11 protein-coding genes are annotated in these 15,188 nt (G+C 60.3%); 2 read left to right on the plus strand and 9 right to left on the minus strand.

Going from position 1 to position 15,188, the window contains the following annotated elements; all coding sequences use genetic code 11:
• Positions 1-130 precede the first annotated feature (130 nt).
• On the plus strand, positions 131-1,630 hold the full coding sequence (gene pap / locus PSEST_RS08925) for a polyphosphate:AMP phosphotransferase (RefSeq protein WP_015276673.1): 1,500 nt from the start codon (positions 131-133) through the stop codon (positions 1,628-1,630).
• 465 nt (positions 1,631-2,095) lie between these two features.
• Positions 2,096-3,280, plus strand: coding sequence for a thiolase family protein (locus tag PSEST_RS08930; RefSeq protein ID WP_015276674.1), 1,185 nt, complete (start codon positions 2,096-2,098; stop codon positions 3,278-3,280).
• A gap of 271 nt (positions 3,281-3,551) precedes the next feature.
• On the opposite strand, the gene PSEST_RS08935 is transcribed toward PSEST_RS08930, so the two are convergent.
• From PSEST_RS08935 to PSEST_RS08975, 9 genes are all read right to left on the minus strand, one after another.
• The gene (locus PSEST_RS08935; protein WP_015276675.1) at positions 3,552-4,652 is read right to left on the minus strand and encodes a polysaccharide biosynthesis/export family protein; all 1,101 of its coding nucleotides are present in this window, start codon (positions 4,650-4,652) and stop codon (positions 3,552-3,554) included.
• A gap of 446 nt (positions 4,653-5,098) precedes the next feature.
• Entirely contained in the window at positions 5,099-5,866 is a 768-nt protein-coding gene (locus PSEST_RS08940) for a WecB/TagA/CpsF family glycosyltransferase (protein ID WP_015276676.1), read from the minus strand.
• Positions 5,859-6,734 (minus strand): glycosyltransferase family 2 protein, encoded by an 876-nt coding sequence (locus PSEST_RS08945; protein WP_015276677.1) that lies wholly within the window; start codon positions 6,732-6,734, stop codon positions 5,859-5,861. Before PSEST_RS08945 ends, PSEST_RS08940 begins: the two co-directional genes overlap by 8 nt.
• Positions 6,694-7,947 (minus strand): hypothetical protein, encoded by a 1,254-nt coding sequence (locus PSEST_RS08950; RefSeq protein ID WP_015276678.1) that lies wholly within the window; start codon positions 7,945-7,947, stop codon positions 6,694-6,696. Before PSEST_RS08950 ends, PSEST_RS08945 begins: the two co-directional genes overlap by 41 nt.
• Positions 7,948-7,991: 44 nt before the next feature.
• A complete protein-coding gene (locus tag PSEST_RS08955) occupies positions 7,992-9,242 on the minus strand; it encodes a Coenzyme F420 hydrogenase/dehydrogenase, beta subunit C-terminal domain (RefSeq protein WP_015276679.1) in 1,251 nt (416 codons plus the stop codon).
• A gap of 64 nt (positions 9,243-9,306) precedes the next feature.
• Positions 9,307-10,539 (minus strand): oligosaccharide flippase family protein, encoded by a 1,233-nt coding sequence (locus tag PSEST_RS08960; RefSeq protein ID WP_015276680.1) that lies wholly within the window; start codon positions 10,537-10,539, stop codon positions 9,307-9,309.
• Between the two features lie 2 nt (positions 10,540-10,541).
• Complete coding sequence (locus PSEST_RS08965) at positions 10,542-11,729, minus strand: polysaccharide pyruvyl transferase family protein (protein ID WP_015276681.1); 1,188 nt, start codon at positions 11,727-11,729, stop codon at positions 10,542-10,544.
• A gap of 19 nt (positions 11,730-11,748) precedes the next feature.
• The gene (locus PSEST_RS08970) at positions 11,749-12,828 is read right to left on the minus strand and encodes a glycoside hydrolase family 5 protein (protein ID WP_015276682.1); all 1,080 of its coding nucleotides are present in this window, start codon (positions 12,826-12,828) and stop codon (positions 11,749-11,751) included.
• A 131-nt stretch (positions 12,829-12,959) separates the two neighbouring features.
• Positions 12,960-15,176: a polysaccharide biosynthesis tyrosine autokinase gene (locus PSEST_RS08975; RefSeq protein WP_015276683.1), complete on the minus strand. Its 2,217-nt coding sequence runs from the start codon at positions 15,174-15,176 to the stop codon at positions 12,960-12,962.
• Positions 15,177-15,188 lie beyond the last annotated feature (12 nt).

The raw sequence follows: 15,188 nt of genomic DNA on the forward strand, positions 1-15,188 counted from the left end.
ATCGGTTTGTTCGTTCCGCGGCGCGCTGCACCGACGCAAATCAACCTCGCGCGATCTAGATCGGCGTTTCCCTCGCTATGCGCTTGGCGTGCCTGCTAGGGTTGAGGCATCCATCAGGGCGGAGAAAACGATGTTCGAATCAGCCGAAATTGGTCACTCCATCGACAAGGCAACCTACGATGCGGCCGTACCCGAGTTGCGTGAAGCGCTGCTGCAGGCGCAGTACCGGCTCAAGGCACAGGCGGGGTTCCCGGTCCTGATACTGATCAATGGGATCGAGGGTGCCGGCAAAGGGGAAACCATCAAGCTGCTCAATGAATGGATGGACCCGCGGCTGATTCGCGTCGACAGCTTCGACGTGCCCAGTGATGAAGAGCTCGCGCATCCACCGGCCTGGCGCTTCTGGCGACGACTGCCGCCGAAGGGGCATACCGGCATCTTCTTCGGTAACTGGTACAGCAAGATGCTCGAAGATCGCGTGCATGGTCGCATCAACGGCGCCGAGCTGAAGCTGGCCACCGCCCGAGCTCAGCGTCTGGAGCGGATGCTCTGCGACGAGGGCGCACTGATCTTCAAGTTCTGGTTCCATCTTTCCAAGGAGCGGATGAATGCCAGGCTCGATTCGCTGAAAAACGATCCATTGCATAGTTGGCGCATCAGCCCGCTGGATTGGCAGCAGTCCAAGACTTACGACAAGTTCGTGCATCACGGCGAGAAGATCCTGCGGCTCAGCAGTCGGGATTTCGCGCCCTGGTATGTAATCGAAGGCGCCGATGAGCGTTATCGCAGCCTGACCGTCGGGCGTATTCTGCTGGAGGGGCTGCAAGCCGCGCTCGCCGCCGCGGAACAGCCTGAACGGGCATCATCCCAGCCGCATTCGGCACCGCTGCAGATCGATCTGGACCATCTGAGCCTGCTTGATAGCCTCGATCTGAGCCAGAAGCTCAGCAAGGATGACTATCAGCAGCAGCTCGCCGAGGAACAGGCGCGCTTGTCACAGTTATTGCGGGATCGTCGTCTGCGCAAGCGAGGGGTGCTGGCGTTGTTCGAAGGGCACGACGCTGCGGGCAAGGGCAGTGCGATTCGACGCGTCACCGGCGCGCTGGACCCGCGGATGTACCGGACCATACAGATTGCTGCGCCATCCGAAGAAGAGCGTGCGCAGCCTTGGCTATGGCGCTTTTGGCGCAATGTACCGGAGCGTGGAAAATTCACCATCTTTGATCGCTCCTGGTACGGCCGCGTGCTGGTCGAGCGGGTGGAAGGGTTCTGCACTCCGGATGAGTGGTTGCGCGCGTACTCGGAGATCAACGACTTCGAGGAGCAGCTGGTCGACGCCGATATCGTGCTGGTCAAGTTCTGGCTGACCATCGACAAGAATACCCAGCTCAAGCGGTTCAAGGAGCGCGAGGAAACTGTCTTCAAGCGCTTCAAGATCACCGATGAAGACTGGCGCAATCGTGAGCGCTGGGATGATTACGGGCATGCCGTGGCCGATATGGTCGATCGCACCAGTACCGAGATCGCGCCCTGGACATTGGTAGAGGCCAACGACAAGCGCTTTGCCAGGGTCAAGGTGCTGCGCACATTGAGCGAGGCGCTGGAGGCGGCGATCGAGAAGGCGCGTTGATGGGCAGGTTTCCAGGCAGTTGCCTGCGTGGTTGTTGGTGACCGCGTCGCTGCCGGGGACGCAGCGCGATCAAAACCGCTCTCACTCTTGTGATGTTTCTGCCTGTTCATGCCGTAAGTGCGGTCTCGGTGGCCGCAGGTACCAGTATCTGCTGGCAGGAAGCAGGAGCTTTGTGGTCGTGGCCGCTCCCACATCCCAGCGCGCCACGAGATTGGGGAGTGATCTTATCCGCGAATTGATCTGTAGCTAGGTTGGCGGCGCTTGTACTCCGACCTACCACCTCCCCATGCGCGCTGTCCGGCCGGCGAGGCGATGGCCGTGCATATCCAAGCTGAATGGTCGTCGCCAGTCTGGCGAGGCGGCCACTATGCTCCGGTTACCGTCCACCCGGCGGTCGTGGAACAATCCGTGCGCGCCGCGCCGTCACAACATCCCCGCGACCGCCCCTAGTTTCCGAGGTATGTCATGCGTGAAGTAGTGATCGTCGATAGCGTGCGGACCGGCCTGGCCAAGTCTTTCCGCGGCAAGTTCAACATGACCCGTCCCGACGACATGGCTGCGCATTGCGTCGATGCGCTGTTGTCGCGTAACGATCTCGACCCCGCGCTGGTCGAGGATTGCATCGTCGGTGCCGGCTCCAACGAAGGCGCGCAGGGTTACAACATCGGCCGTAACGTCGCCGTGCTGTCGCGGCTGGGCATCGGTTGCGCCGGCATGACGCTCAATCGCTATTGCTCGTCGGGTCTGCAGGCCATCGCAGTGGCCGCCAACCAGATCGCCTCTGGCTGTAGCGACATCATCGTCGCCGGCGGGGTGGAATCGATCACTCTGACCCTGAAAAGTCGCAACACCGACCACCTGTTCAACCCGATCATTCAGGAACGTGTGCCAGGCATCTACCACACCATGGGGCAGACGGCCGAACTGGTGGCGCGTCGCTACAACGTGACCCGCGAGCAGCAGGACCTCTACTCGCTGCAGAGCCAGCAGCGCACTGCACGGGCGCAGGCCGAAGGGCTGTTCAGGGACGAGATCGTACCGATGAACGTCCAGTACTTCACCGAAGACAAGAACACTGGCGAGCGTACCGTGCATGAGGGCGTGGTCGACGCTGACGATTGCAACCGCCCGGATACCACGCTGGAAAGCTTGGCGGGGCTCAAGCCGGTTTTCGCCGAAGATGGGTCTGTCACTGCCGGCAATGCCTCGCAGCTATCCGATGGCGCATCCATGACGCTGGTGATGAGCCTGGACAAGGCTATCGAGCTAGGCCTCAAGCCGCGTGCGTTCTTCCGTGGTTTCACCGTGGCGGGCTGCGAGCCGGAGGAGATGGGCATCGGGCCGGTATATGCCGTGCCGCGCTTGCTCAAGGCGAAAGGGTTGCAGGTTGCCGATATCGATCTCTGGGAGCTCAATGAAGCGTTCGCCTCCCAGTGTCTGTACTGCCGCGACACGCTTGGAATCGACAATGAAAAGTACAACGTCAATGGCGGCTCGATCTCGATCGGGCATCCGTTCGGCATGACCGGTTCGCGCACCGCCGGGCATCTCATTCGTGAGCTGCAGCGGCGCGAACTGCGTTACGGCGTGGTGACCATGTGTGTGGGTGGTGGAATGGGTGCCGCCGGGTTGTTCGAAGCGGTGCGCTAACGCTTACGGAACAACCGTCAAAGGGAAGCGGGCCTGCTACCAAGCTGTAGCAGGCCCGTTTTTCGTTTGGCCGCGTGGTCGGGGGGGGCTTGGCAAGCCGTTCCTGTTTGGCGCCGAGGAGTGGCGCCGATGGCAGGTGTGCATCCGGCTCCGACGTACGCACTGCACGCATATCGCAATGGCATATGCCCATATACGAAAAAGCCGCAGAGCATCTTGCGATGGCTCTGCGGCTTTTCTTCACCCAACGATTGGTTGGGCTAGGTGGCGCTTAGCGGCCCAGGTTGTAGTCCGCTGCGGCACCGATGCCGATGACGTTAGCCGACGGCAGCAGCTGGCTGATGAAGCGGTTCCAGCGGGTGATGTTGGCCGGACCAACGAACACCACGTCCTGCGGCTGCAGCGGGAAGTGCTTGGCCAGTGCAAAGGCGGTCGGCGACTTGGCGTTCAACTGGAACACCTTGGCCGGCTCGGTGGCCATGTTTTCCGCGCCGCGGATCACGTACAGCGCTTCACCATCGGCAGTCTCCTGGCGAATGCCGCCGGCAGTGCCGACTGCGTCCATCAGGTTCATGCTGGTGGCTTTGAAGGACAGCGCTTGTGGCAGGTTGACCTCGCCCAGCACGTAGATCTTGCGCTGGTCGTTATACGGCAGATGCAGCTGGTCACCGTCTTTCAGGTAAACCTGATGCAGCCACGAGTCCGGGCGGTTCAGCGAATCCATGTCGAGCATGTACTCGCGGCCGTCACGCTTAAGGGTCAGACCGGTAAGATCGGCGGTCTCGGTGTCGACGCCTGCTTGGCCGATGGCCTGGGTAATGGTCATCGGTGCAGTCGTAACCGGCACTTCGCCGGCCGTGTTGAATGCACCGGAAACGACTACGCGCTGGCTACCGAAGCGCAGGATGGACACGTCCACCTGTGGGCTGTCGATGTAGTTGGTCAGGCGGCGGGCGATGGTGGCGCGCAGCTCTTCGATGGTCTTGCCGGCGGCATCGACGTTGCCGATGTACGGGTAGAAGAGGGTGCCATCAGGGCGTACCAGACGTCCGTTGGCATCCAGCTGCTGCTGCGGGCCGGACGGTGCGGTCAGTTCCGGATGGTCCCAGACAGTGATGTAGAGCAGATCGTTGGCGCCGATGCGGTAGGCGCTGGGCTTGTAGTTCAGCAGTTCCTGCTTGCTCGATGTGCCTTTGTCGGAGGCCAGTTCGCCCTTGAGCATCTCGGGGGTGATGCGGATCAGCTGGACCGTGCCGTGTTCGGCTTCGGCGCCATCCTTGAACTCATCGGGATCGAGATACTGGCCAGGGGCGAAAGCGCAACCCTGCAGCGCGAGGGCGGAAGTAAAAGCAAGAGCGATAAATGGTTTCATAGGTTGTTCATCCTTGACGGAGTGGTTGTTGTTCAAAGAGTGAGACGGCTTGATTCACTTTTTTGCCTGAGGCATTCGAGTTGTTTTTTCGCCTTTCCAAGAGGACCGGAGTCATCACTCCACACTCCTCAGCGACCAAGTTCGATCGGTAGCCAAAGTATTTCTCCTTCCTGAATGTTCATCTCCAGCAGCTTTTATATTCAGCCACGCGGAAAGCTTTTTCTTTCCCTCCAGGTTGTAAGACTGCAGCTGTTGCTTGGCAGGTTTAATCCTTTACTTGTTTATGCGCGCGCTGCAGCAGTACGAACGAGGCGAGACGGCGCCGGTGTTTAGTTAGATGTTGAATTGCCATCCTGACACGCTCACACAGAAGGGATAGACCGTCCCGATCTGGCTGGGTTCACCGCGGTTCATGGCAATTTCAGCCAATTTTTCGATAAGTTGCCTCAGCTATCCTGTTTTGCCGGCCTTGCTTTCTGCGCGCGGTAGTTTTTCTCTCGCATAAAGGCTGGAACTATGAATAACGCGTCATGGGCATAGCGCTTAACCAGTCGTTTAGGCTCGGAGCACATACGATGCAGCCATTCGAGTTTGCAGTTCTGCATCCAGACCGGTGCACGTTTGATACTGCCGGTGGCGAACGAAATGGATGCACCGATGCAGAAGCCCATGCCGGTTCGTTCATGACTTTCGATAGAACTGGCGAGTATTTCCTGGCGGGGCGCGCCAACTGCATAGAGCACTAGTTCGGAAGGGTTATCCCTGATGAACTGCAATGCCTGCTGAACTTCGTCCGGGCGATTGATAAAGCCCATCGGTGGGTTGTGGTGATAAAGCGTAATACCGGGATAGAGCGCTCGGAGCTTGATGCATTCCTGTTCGGTAGCACCGATCAGGACCACCCGCAGACGATCCCGGTCGGCCCACTCCAGCAGGTCCATCGTCAAATCGCTGCCCGGGATCACCTCTTCTACATGCACACCCAAGCGTTGCAGCAGCGGCTGCAGAATTCGGCTGTCGCACAGGCGCAGGCGTGCCTTGGCATAGGCTTCACGCAGCGCAGGGTTTTCCTGCAGCTGCGCGAGGTGGTCGACATTGGGTGTCACCACGAACGAGTAGGGCTGCTTGACCCCCTCGCGAATGCAGTTCAGCAACGTCGCTTTGCTGCCGGTGTAGAAATTCACACCGAACGCGTGGTTAGTCTCGTTAGACACTCATCGTTACTCCCTTGAAAGCGCCTTTTACGCCGGACCAGGCGAGGCTGGGATGGTTGAACTCCTTGATGACGGTGATCGCCGACAGGAAGCAGGCCGACGCGAACGCGAAGCCCTGGCCGTAGAAGCGCTTGTTGAAACGGGTTGCCGCGCGGTTGCGGTAGTAGTGGTAGAAGGCCGAACGACCACCCGAGCTGAGCGAGCCGTAGTGGAAGAGCCTGCTGCTGGGTACGACGCGGATCGAGATGCCCTTCTTCTTCGCCTGGAACTGCCAGTCGACTTCCTCGGAGTACATGAAGTACGCCTCGTCCATCAGGCCGATGCGCTCGACCAGCTTGGCCGAGAAGGCCAGGCTGCAACCCATCAGGTAATCGGGTTGCTCGCTGTTCTGCGCCATGGCCTCTAGGGTCTGGTCCTTGCCCAGCAGCTTGGCTTTGCCCAGCAGCGGGTAGAGCTTGCCGCCGCCGTAGCATTCCAGGCGCCCGGTGTCGGCGCTGAGGATGACCGAGCCGACGAACTGGCGGTCGTTCTCTTTCAGCGCATCGAGCAGCGGCGTAAAGGCATCGCTATCGACATAGGTGTCGTTGTTGACGATCCAGAAATTGGTCACTGGCAGGTTGTCCAACGCCCAACGCAGGCCGTAGTTGTTGCCGCCGGCGTAACCGTTGTTCTCCGGGTTGGCGAGCAGCGTCACGTTGTGGCGAGGCTTGGCCTCCAGCCATTGGTTGAATGCCACGACGGAGCCGTCCTGGGAGTCGTTGTCGATGACCACCACATGGTTGAGAGCCGGGCAATGAGCGAGCAGGCTCTCAACGCAACTGATGGTTTCAGTAGCTGCCTTGTAGTTGAGGATAAGCGCGACGTTCATGGATGGTTTCCTGGCTGCGAAGGTGACGGGCCCTGAGGGCGTGAATGACGAACAGCATTGCGATGACCGGTTGGCCGTACTCGAATAGCCCGTTGAGTGGCCAGATGACGAAGAAAGCGAGCATCGTGGCGTAGATGAAGGTCATGTCGGTGGCGATGTTTTTGGCGATTCGGTGGTAGACGAACAGCGTCATCGGGATGATGAGGAACGTGAGGAAGCCGAAGCGGAACAACGTGCCGATGATTCCGACATCGGACAGGAAGAAATGCTCACCGAAGTAGGGGATGAAGCCGTCCTGCCACATCAGCGACAGCGATCCGCTGGGCAGCCAGTTGACCTGATCCAGATGGGCGAAGATCAGGGAAATGGTGACCGAGCGGGCGCCGTCTTCCACGCCTTCGAGCGTGCTGTCGTAGAACTCGGTATTGAAGCCTAGAACTTCCAGCAGGCTCGGGTAGAAATAGAACGGCGACAGCAGAATCGACAGCGATGCCGCCCAGATAATCGCCTTGGCGCGCAGGCAGAACAGGGTGAAGGCCAGGCACAGTACGATCAGCTGACGGGTCTGGGTAGCGAACACCAGGGTCAGCAGTAGCACTGCGGCGATCACCAGATAGAGCGTCTTGCTGCGTGCCGCACCGCTGATCGGCGATGCGCCCTTCGACCAGATCTGGATGCAGTAGAAGTAAGCCAGGCAGATCAGATACGGGCCGATGGAGGAGCGATCCGGACGGTCATCGGAACGGACTTCCGGCCGCATATCGGGGATGACGCCAAACTTGAAGCACCAGGAGAAGAATGCCGCGATCAAGGCTGCATATAGCAGCGCGCGTTCGAACTGCAGGGTCCCGACCCGCTTGCCGAGAAACAGCAGCGGCGCGAAACCGAGGCAGGCCAGTACGCGACGCTCCTCGATGAGACCGAATACGATCGGTTGCCCATAGGTGAAATACGCGAATATCGCCGGCATCACCAGGAACACCACGCTGGTGTACGCGCAGTAGTACATCAGGATGCGAAATTCACGCGGTGCGTCTTCCGCGGATGCGAGCAGCAGCAGAATGGTGAAGATGATGCAGACCGCGAGGTACACCTCGTTCAGTCCTTTGATGCCGTAGGGGTTGTGCGGACTGTCACCGAACACGGAGAAGTGCAGCACCATCGCCAGGATCAGCAGCGGAAAAAAGAAGAAGCGTGAACTGAAATTCGTCATCAACCTGAGTCCTTAGGTATTGGTTCCTTGAGCGCTACGGCTGTTCAAGCCGTCTCCAGCGCCCGCTTCTTGATCTTCTTGCGTCGTACCAGCAAGCCGGTGAACGCCTTGAAGCTCTGATAGAACCCGATCTCCTTGATCCCTTTGCCAAGCTCGAAGCCTTTGTACGAAGGGGTTTTGAGCAGTAGCAGCTTCATCGCCCACAACCGCGGCAGGATCGTAGTGCGGCGGTAGTACTGGAACGGCTGGATGGCGAAGATGCTGTTCGTATCGAAAGCTTCCGCTTTGACAACGCCATCGGCCTCCGCGTTGCGAAAAAGTTCGCGGCCTTTTGCGGTGCGTACCAGAATCAGCGAGTTGCCTTCGCGCTCCTCGAAGGAGGGATAGCCTTTTTCATCGCCTTCCCAGCCATCGGCGCAGACGATATCGGCGAACTCACCGATGCCGTCCGGGCAGATCTTGCAGCGGGTCTGCAGATGGCGGTTGAGCACCTTTCCCCACGAGTCGTTGTAGGTCATGGTGCGTTCATCGCCGTTCTTCAGCGTCGCCTTGGTCAGCCCCGGCCAGCCGTCGCCGCGGTAGCGGAAGGCGGTGACGTCACTGCGCTCGACCTCGAGTTTGTCCAGTACCTGTTCGGTGCCCTGCAGGCTCGGCGTGCCGGCGCACATGAAGGAGACGATGAAGGGGATGTTCTCCTTCAGCCGCGGGTTGTGCTGTTGCATCTGGCGTACCGCGGCGACGTCGCACGGCTTGCCGATGAACAGGTACTTCTCGGTGGACATGGCTACCCACTTCAATGCTTCGCCGGGGCTGGCCGGTGCATAGCGCGAGCCGGAGGAGGCGATGATGTTCTGCCGCGAACGGCTGATGGTCGCGACGTTCTCCAGCGGATCGGTCTGCGAGGCCTGAATCTGGATCACGCCATCGACCAGCCGGTTTTCCAGGCAGTACTGCGCCAGCGCCGAGATCACGCCGCCGGATGAGCCAGCCTGGCGGATTTCATTGTCAGTCGCGTAGCCCTTCATGGTGTCGAGGATCTCGCCCCAGATCGGGTGGTAGTTGGCCGATTTGTAAGGGCGGATATCCAGGTTCAGCGCCGGGCATGACTTGGCGAATGCTGCGCTGGTCTGCTCGTTGGCGACCGGCTTGTTCTGGTACTGATCGTTCAGTACCGGGCGGTGATAACCGTCGCCGGTCAGCCGAATCTTGATGGCGTCGTCATCGGCTACCGAGCTGCACATGCCGCAGCCGCTGCAGAGGTCGTTGTTCAGCACGCGATTCAATAAAGCTTTCATACCTGCCTTCCCTTGAGCGGCCAGCCGTGCGCAAGGCGCGACTGGCAGTATTTAACGAGCGCGGTCATGCGGGCTGGCGCTGCTTGCGATAGATGTTGAGCACCGCATAACCGTAAATAAACGTCAGGACGACCATGCCCAGAGTGGACACCCAGGGCGCCGCCTGTATCCCGTGCGACGGGATGAAAATCCAGTAACAGGCCACCGTGATCACGCCCGAGGCGATGATGCCGAAGGTGCGCAGAAAGCCCGTGCCCATGGCCAGCAACTGCACGCCCAGGCCGGCGGCAATGAAGCGCGCCGCGGTAAAGCAGGCGAAGGCCAGCCACAGGGTGTTCAGCTCCGCGTACTCGGCGCCGAGGAAGTAGTCGGTGAACAGTGGGCCGATGAAGAAGAACGCCAGCGCGAAGATCAGGCCCATGCCGGTGTATTCGCCGAGGATGCGCGCGCCGTAGCGGATCAGGCCGGCCGTCTTGTTGTGCAGCTGGTAGGCGAAACGCGGAATATGCACGCTGGCCAGCAGCACGCTGAACGGCACCGCACCCTGAATCAGGCGTGAGCCGGCGAAGTAGATGCCCGCCGCTTCGCGGCCGGCGAGGTGGTTGACCAGAATGACGTCGAGCTGGGCGAAGATATTGGTCGCACCGCTGTCGATGGCGAAACTGGTGGAGGATTTGAAGCGCTCCCCCAATACCTGCCAGGAGCTGCGCAGAATGCCGCCCAGTGCGAGGATCTTCGACAGCGCACGAAGGGCGAATGTCGCGTAGATCAGTCGCGACAGCAGAAACGCCACGCCAATGGCCAGCACGTCGTTGCGCAGCAGGATCGCCGCGCCGATGAGCACGAAATGCACCAGCGCAGTTGCCGCCACGATCTTCGTTTCGCGGTGGAACTGGCCGATGCTGCGGAACACCGTCAGCCCCAGATCGCCGTAAGACGAAGCCAGGGTGCCGAGCAGGAACAGCACCGCAGCGAAGCGCTCGGTGGTGTGCAGATCGAGGACAAACAGGATGATCGGCAGCAGCACGATGCAGGCCGGCAGCACCAGTACCGACTTCGCCGCCAGGCTGGCCGACATGATCTCGCCGGCCCGATGGCGCTCGGCACCGATGTCGCGCAGCGCACGCATGCCGAAGCCGTAGTCGGTCACCAGGGCGACGATGGTCGACCAAGTGATCACGATCGAAATGAAGCCGAAATCGCTCGGCCCCAGCGTGCGGGCGAGGATCAGCAGGGTGCCGAGCTGCACGGCGGTACGAGCCGCCGTGGTAACCCCCATCAGGGCGTGATCGCGCATGATTATCTCTGATACGCGGCCTGGGGCTGGTGCAGTGTGGCGAGGATCTGCTCCAGCCCAGCACTGTAGGCGTCCAGCTTGCGACGGATGATCGCGCCACTGGCGGCGACCTCGGCTTTTAGCTGTTCACGGTTGTCCAGGTGCGCCAGAACCAGCTCCAGTGCGCTCTCGGTATCCTCGGTCTTGAGGTCGACCACGCGGTGATAGTCGAGCGACTGATAGAGACCGGCGAACTTGCGGCTGTAGGCCAGCGGCACGACCGGTACGCCGGCGGAGAAGGCGCCGATGGTGGCGTGCATGCGCGCACCGACGAAGAAATCCATGCCACTGATATACGACTTTGCTTCGATCGGGCCCTTGAAACGCGGCGCCAGCTTGAGCTCCGGATACTGCTGCTGCAGCTGCTGGGACACGGTGTAGTCATCTTCGGCAGGGAAACCGATCGGGATCACGTGCGGCACCAGGTGCACTTCGTGGCCGCGCTCGAGCAGGGTGCGGATCAGGCGATCGGTGAGTGCCTTGTAGTCGGCACGCAAACCGAACTGGTTGGCGGTGCCTTCGTAACCGCCGTGGTGCAGCAGTGCCGATACGCTGAGGCCAACGGCCAGCTTGTTCGGGTCGCGATGTTCGCTCTGACGGTCGAAGGGCAGGGCGAAGGCGACGTCGATGACCTCGTCGCGGTTGACGATGCCGAGTTGCTTGAGCACGTCGAACGACTGGTGGTCACGGGCGAAGACCATGGTGCTCTTTTTCATCGCCCATGCCGATGTCTTGGTAGCCCAGTCGGCCTTGAACGGGCCGATGGTCTGCGGCGAGAGAATCAGTGGTACGCGGCCGCCGAGGGCCATGCCCTTGCTGACCAGCAGCTTGATCAGGCGTTTCGCACCGTAGATGTCGGAGAAACTATCGCCTTCGCCGATATCGAATACTGCGTCGCAGGAGCTGATCGCCTGGTAAAGGCCGTGGGGGTTCTTCAGCAGCGCCTTCTCGTTGAATTCGATGAATTCGTACTTGAAACGCTCGGTGGACGGCGGGTAATCGCACGGGCCGGATGAGCCGATGATGAGGAACTCCGGCGTGATGCCGCACTTGCGAGCCGCCTCGTCGATCAACAGCATGTTGGAAATACTCAATGCGCCAACCCCGAGGTTGCCGGATGAGAACGAATGCCACAGCAATCCGAATTTCATGTTCGATTTCACTCCAGAATTAGTCAGCGTTCTGCGCAGGGGTAGGGCCGATGGCGGTGCAGTCGTTCGCCAGATGTTTGCGCATGAGCTCCATCTGCGGACGGTCCTTGCCGTTACGCGGCTCTATCGCAAGCTTGTAGGTGCCCCAGCCCGGGCCGCCGGCCCAATAGGCACTGGGTACGCAGTTGTCGTTGAGGTAGGCGAGCAGGTTGTCCATGGCGACTGCTGCCTCGGGTAGGTCGTCCGGGATGCCGTACTCGCCGAGAAAACCCTTCTGTCCGTGTTTCTTCAGCCATTCAATGAAGGGACGAGCCCGTTCTACCCCAAGCATCGGGTCAATATCGTTACTGGTCTTCGCCATGTACTTGCCGGAAAAGTCCTTGTCGAAGTACAGGTGCGCCTCGTAGACGATCCGGTCGGCGGGGTCGTTGATCAGGAAGTTGGCGTTCACCTGCGGCCAGTGATAGGCACTCGACCAGCGCTCGCCCTCGATGAAGATCAGTGTCTGATCGTCGACTTCGCGGATGGCGTCGACGGCCGCCTGGGCGGCGCCCGGCCAGAGGCCGACCGTACCGTGCGGCTCATTCATGATGTCGTAGCCGAGCAGGCCGCGATGGCCCTTGAAGTGTTGCGCCAGCTGACGCCACACCGATGCATAGGCCTCGTAAGGCACTTTGCTCGAACCGATGAGTTCGCCGTGGTAACGACCATAGTTGTGCATGTCCAGAATGACCTTCTGGCCGTTCTGCGCGGCCAAATCCAGGGTCTTCTTCAACAACCGTATCTGGTCGAAGTTCAATCCGGCGTCGAGCGAATGCTGAACACGCTCCCAGATGAACGGGAAGCGAATCAGGCGAATGCCTTGATCGGCGTAGTACTTGAAGTGTTTCTTTTCTGGGTAGAAGTAGTGAGTCCCGTTCTTCCCAGGCGTGATGTGCGGAGCGAAGCCGGCGCCAGAGAGATTGACCCCGTGCAGGGCGAGGCCTTTATCGTCGCTTGGCCATTCGGTCGCGCCCAAGCCGGCTGTGGCCAGCGCTGCAACCAGTGCCACGGCCAGGCGAGTCGAGCGCAGGGCTGTCCGGTCAGGGTGTCTGGTCATCGCTAACACCTATCTTCAGGCAAAAAAATATTCACTGGCTCGCGCAGAGTCAGTTACTAGGCAGCTATAGAAAAAAAGATGAATGCAGTGCCCGGCATGGCGACGGTTTCCCGTCGCCATGCGGATCACCTTTATTTGGAATTGCTGGCGTATTCGTACTGGTAGTAGCCGTACTCGCCGTAGGTGGAGGCTTTGCGCACGACTGCGTTGAAGATCACGCCCTTGACCAGCAGGCCGTTCTGCTCGAGGCGACGCTTGGCCGCTTCGATTTCCTTCAAGCCGTTCAGACCGTAGCGGGTGACCATCAGCGTGGTACCTGCCTGGCTGCCGACCAGCGCCGCATCGGTAACCGCCAGGATCGGCGGGGTATCGAAGATCACCAGGTCGTACATATGGCTGATTTCTTTGACGAAGCGCGAGAAGTTCTCGTGCATCAGCAGTTCCGACGGGTTCGGCGGCAGCTGCCCGTGGGTGATCACGTGCAGGTTGTTCAGCTGAGTCTTCTGGATGGCATCGAACAGCGTGATGCGGCCGGAGAGGATGTCGGACAGCCCCTTGTCGCCATCACAACGCATGACCTTGTGCAGGTAGCCCTTGCGCATGTCAGCGTCGATCAGCAGTACACGCTTGCCGGATTGTGCGACCACAGCAGCCAGGTTGGTGGTGACGAACGACTTGCCCACCGCCGGGCTTGGGCCGGTAATCATCAACACGTTGTTCTTGGCTTCGATCATCGCGAAGTGCAGGCTGGTACGCAGGCTGCGCATGGCTTCGGTGGCGAGGTCGGCCGGGTCGTTGATGGTCAGCAGGTAGGAAGCGGTGCTCTTGTCACGCTTGAAGTTGGCCAGGCGCTTCTCCAGCGCAGACTGCTTCTCGGTGAACGGAATCGAGGCGTAAACCGGGGTGCCGGTGCGCTCGATGTCTTCCGGGTTCTCGACGCCGCGCTTGAGTGCTTCACGCACATAGACGAAGGCCGTGGCGAGCAGGGCGCCCAGCAGGGTGGCGACGATCACTACCAGCGGCTTGTTCGGCTTGACCGGGTTTTCCAGATCCGCTGCGGCATGGTCGATGATGCGAACGTTACCGACGGTGCCGGCACGGATGATGTCCAGTTCCTGCGTCTTGTTCAGCAGCATGGAGTAGGTTTCCGAGGAAACTTCCACGTCACGGGTCAGACGCAGCAGTTCCTGCTGGGTCGACGGCAGGGTACCGATCTGCTTCTCCAGCTCTTCCTTCTGCATCTGCAGTTGGTTGATCTGATTCATCAGCGCCTGGAAGTTCGGGTGCTGACGGGTGAAGCGGCGTTCCATCTCGGTGCGCTTGAGGTTCTGCTCGGAGATCTGACGTTCCATGTCAACGATGCGATCGAGCACCGACTGCGTTTCCGCGGTGATGTCGACCGAGCGCGAGCCGGTCTGATACTTGTTCAGTGCCGTCTGTGCCGCTTCGAGATTGCGGCGTACGGTCGGGATCTGCTCGTTGAGGAACTCCAGGCTCTGGGTCGCTTCAGCGGCGTTGCGGGCGATGTTCTGCTCGACATACAGATTGGCCACTTCTTCCAGCACGCGGATCGCATGGGCCGGATCGGTGTCTTCGAGCGTCACGTTGACGATGCCCGACTGCTTGCCGCGCTCGGCCGCCGACAGGCGCTGCTGGAAGCTTTCGGTGGTGTTGTAGGTGCGGTTCTTCACCACGGTGAACGTAGTGCCGGGGCGTGCATTCAGTTCACCCACGGTGACGCGATAGCCTTCGTTCTCAACCGGCTCGCCGACTACGCCCTGCACAACGACTTCGCCGTCCTGATCGCGCAGGATGAAGCCGTTGTTTTCAGCAGCCTCGAGAGTCAGCTCCTTGCCGTGCACCTTGTCCGGTACTTCCAGCTGGGTGACCTTCAGAGTCTCGCCACCCCAGGCGTAGCCGCCCAGGCCGGCCGGGTGCCAGCCCAGCTCGCCTTCTTCGCTCGGCTCGAACCGGCGTGCCATGAAGCCGCCGATGATCGGGAAGTGGTGGGGAGTGATGTTGATGTCGAGGTTCAGTTTACTGACCGCGCCGCCAACGACCGAGCGCGACTTCAGCAGCGCGATCTCGGTTTGTGCCGGGGATACCGGTGGGTTGGTGTTGACCACATCGGTCAGGCTCGGCAGGCCGCTCTTGGGCTCGATCTGAATCATCGCGCTGGCAAGGTAGACCGGTGTTGCAAGCAGGGCATAAGCGATCCCCAGGGCCGCGAAGAACCCGGTGATGCTCATGATCAGCACGCGATTGTTTATGAAGGTGTCAAAGAGGTGGGCCAGGTCGATGTCCTTGTCCTCTTTGGTTTCATAGATTGGGCGGGGCATGGTTGTCATCGAAGTTCCTTC

Origin of the sequence: Stutzerimonas stutzeri RCH2 (genome assembly GCF_000327065.1) — a bacterium.
GTDB classification, from domain to species: Bacteria; Pseudomonadota; Gammaproteobacteria; order Pseudomonadales; family Pseudomonadaceae; genus Stutzerimonas; species Stutzerimonas stutzeri_AE.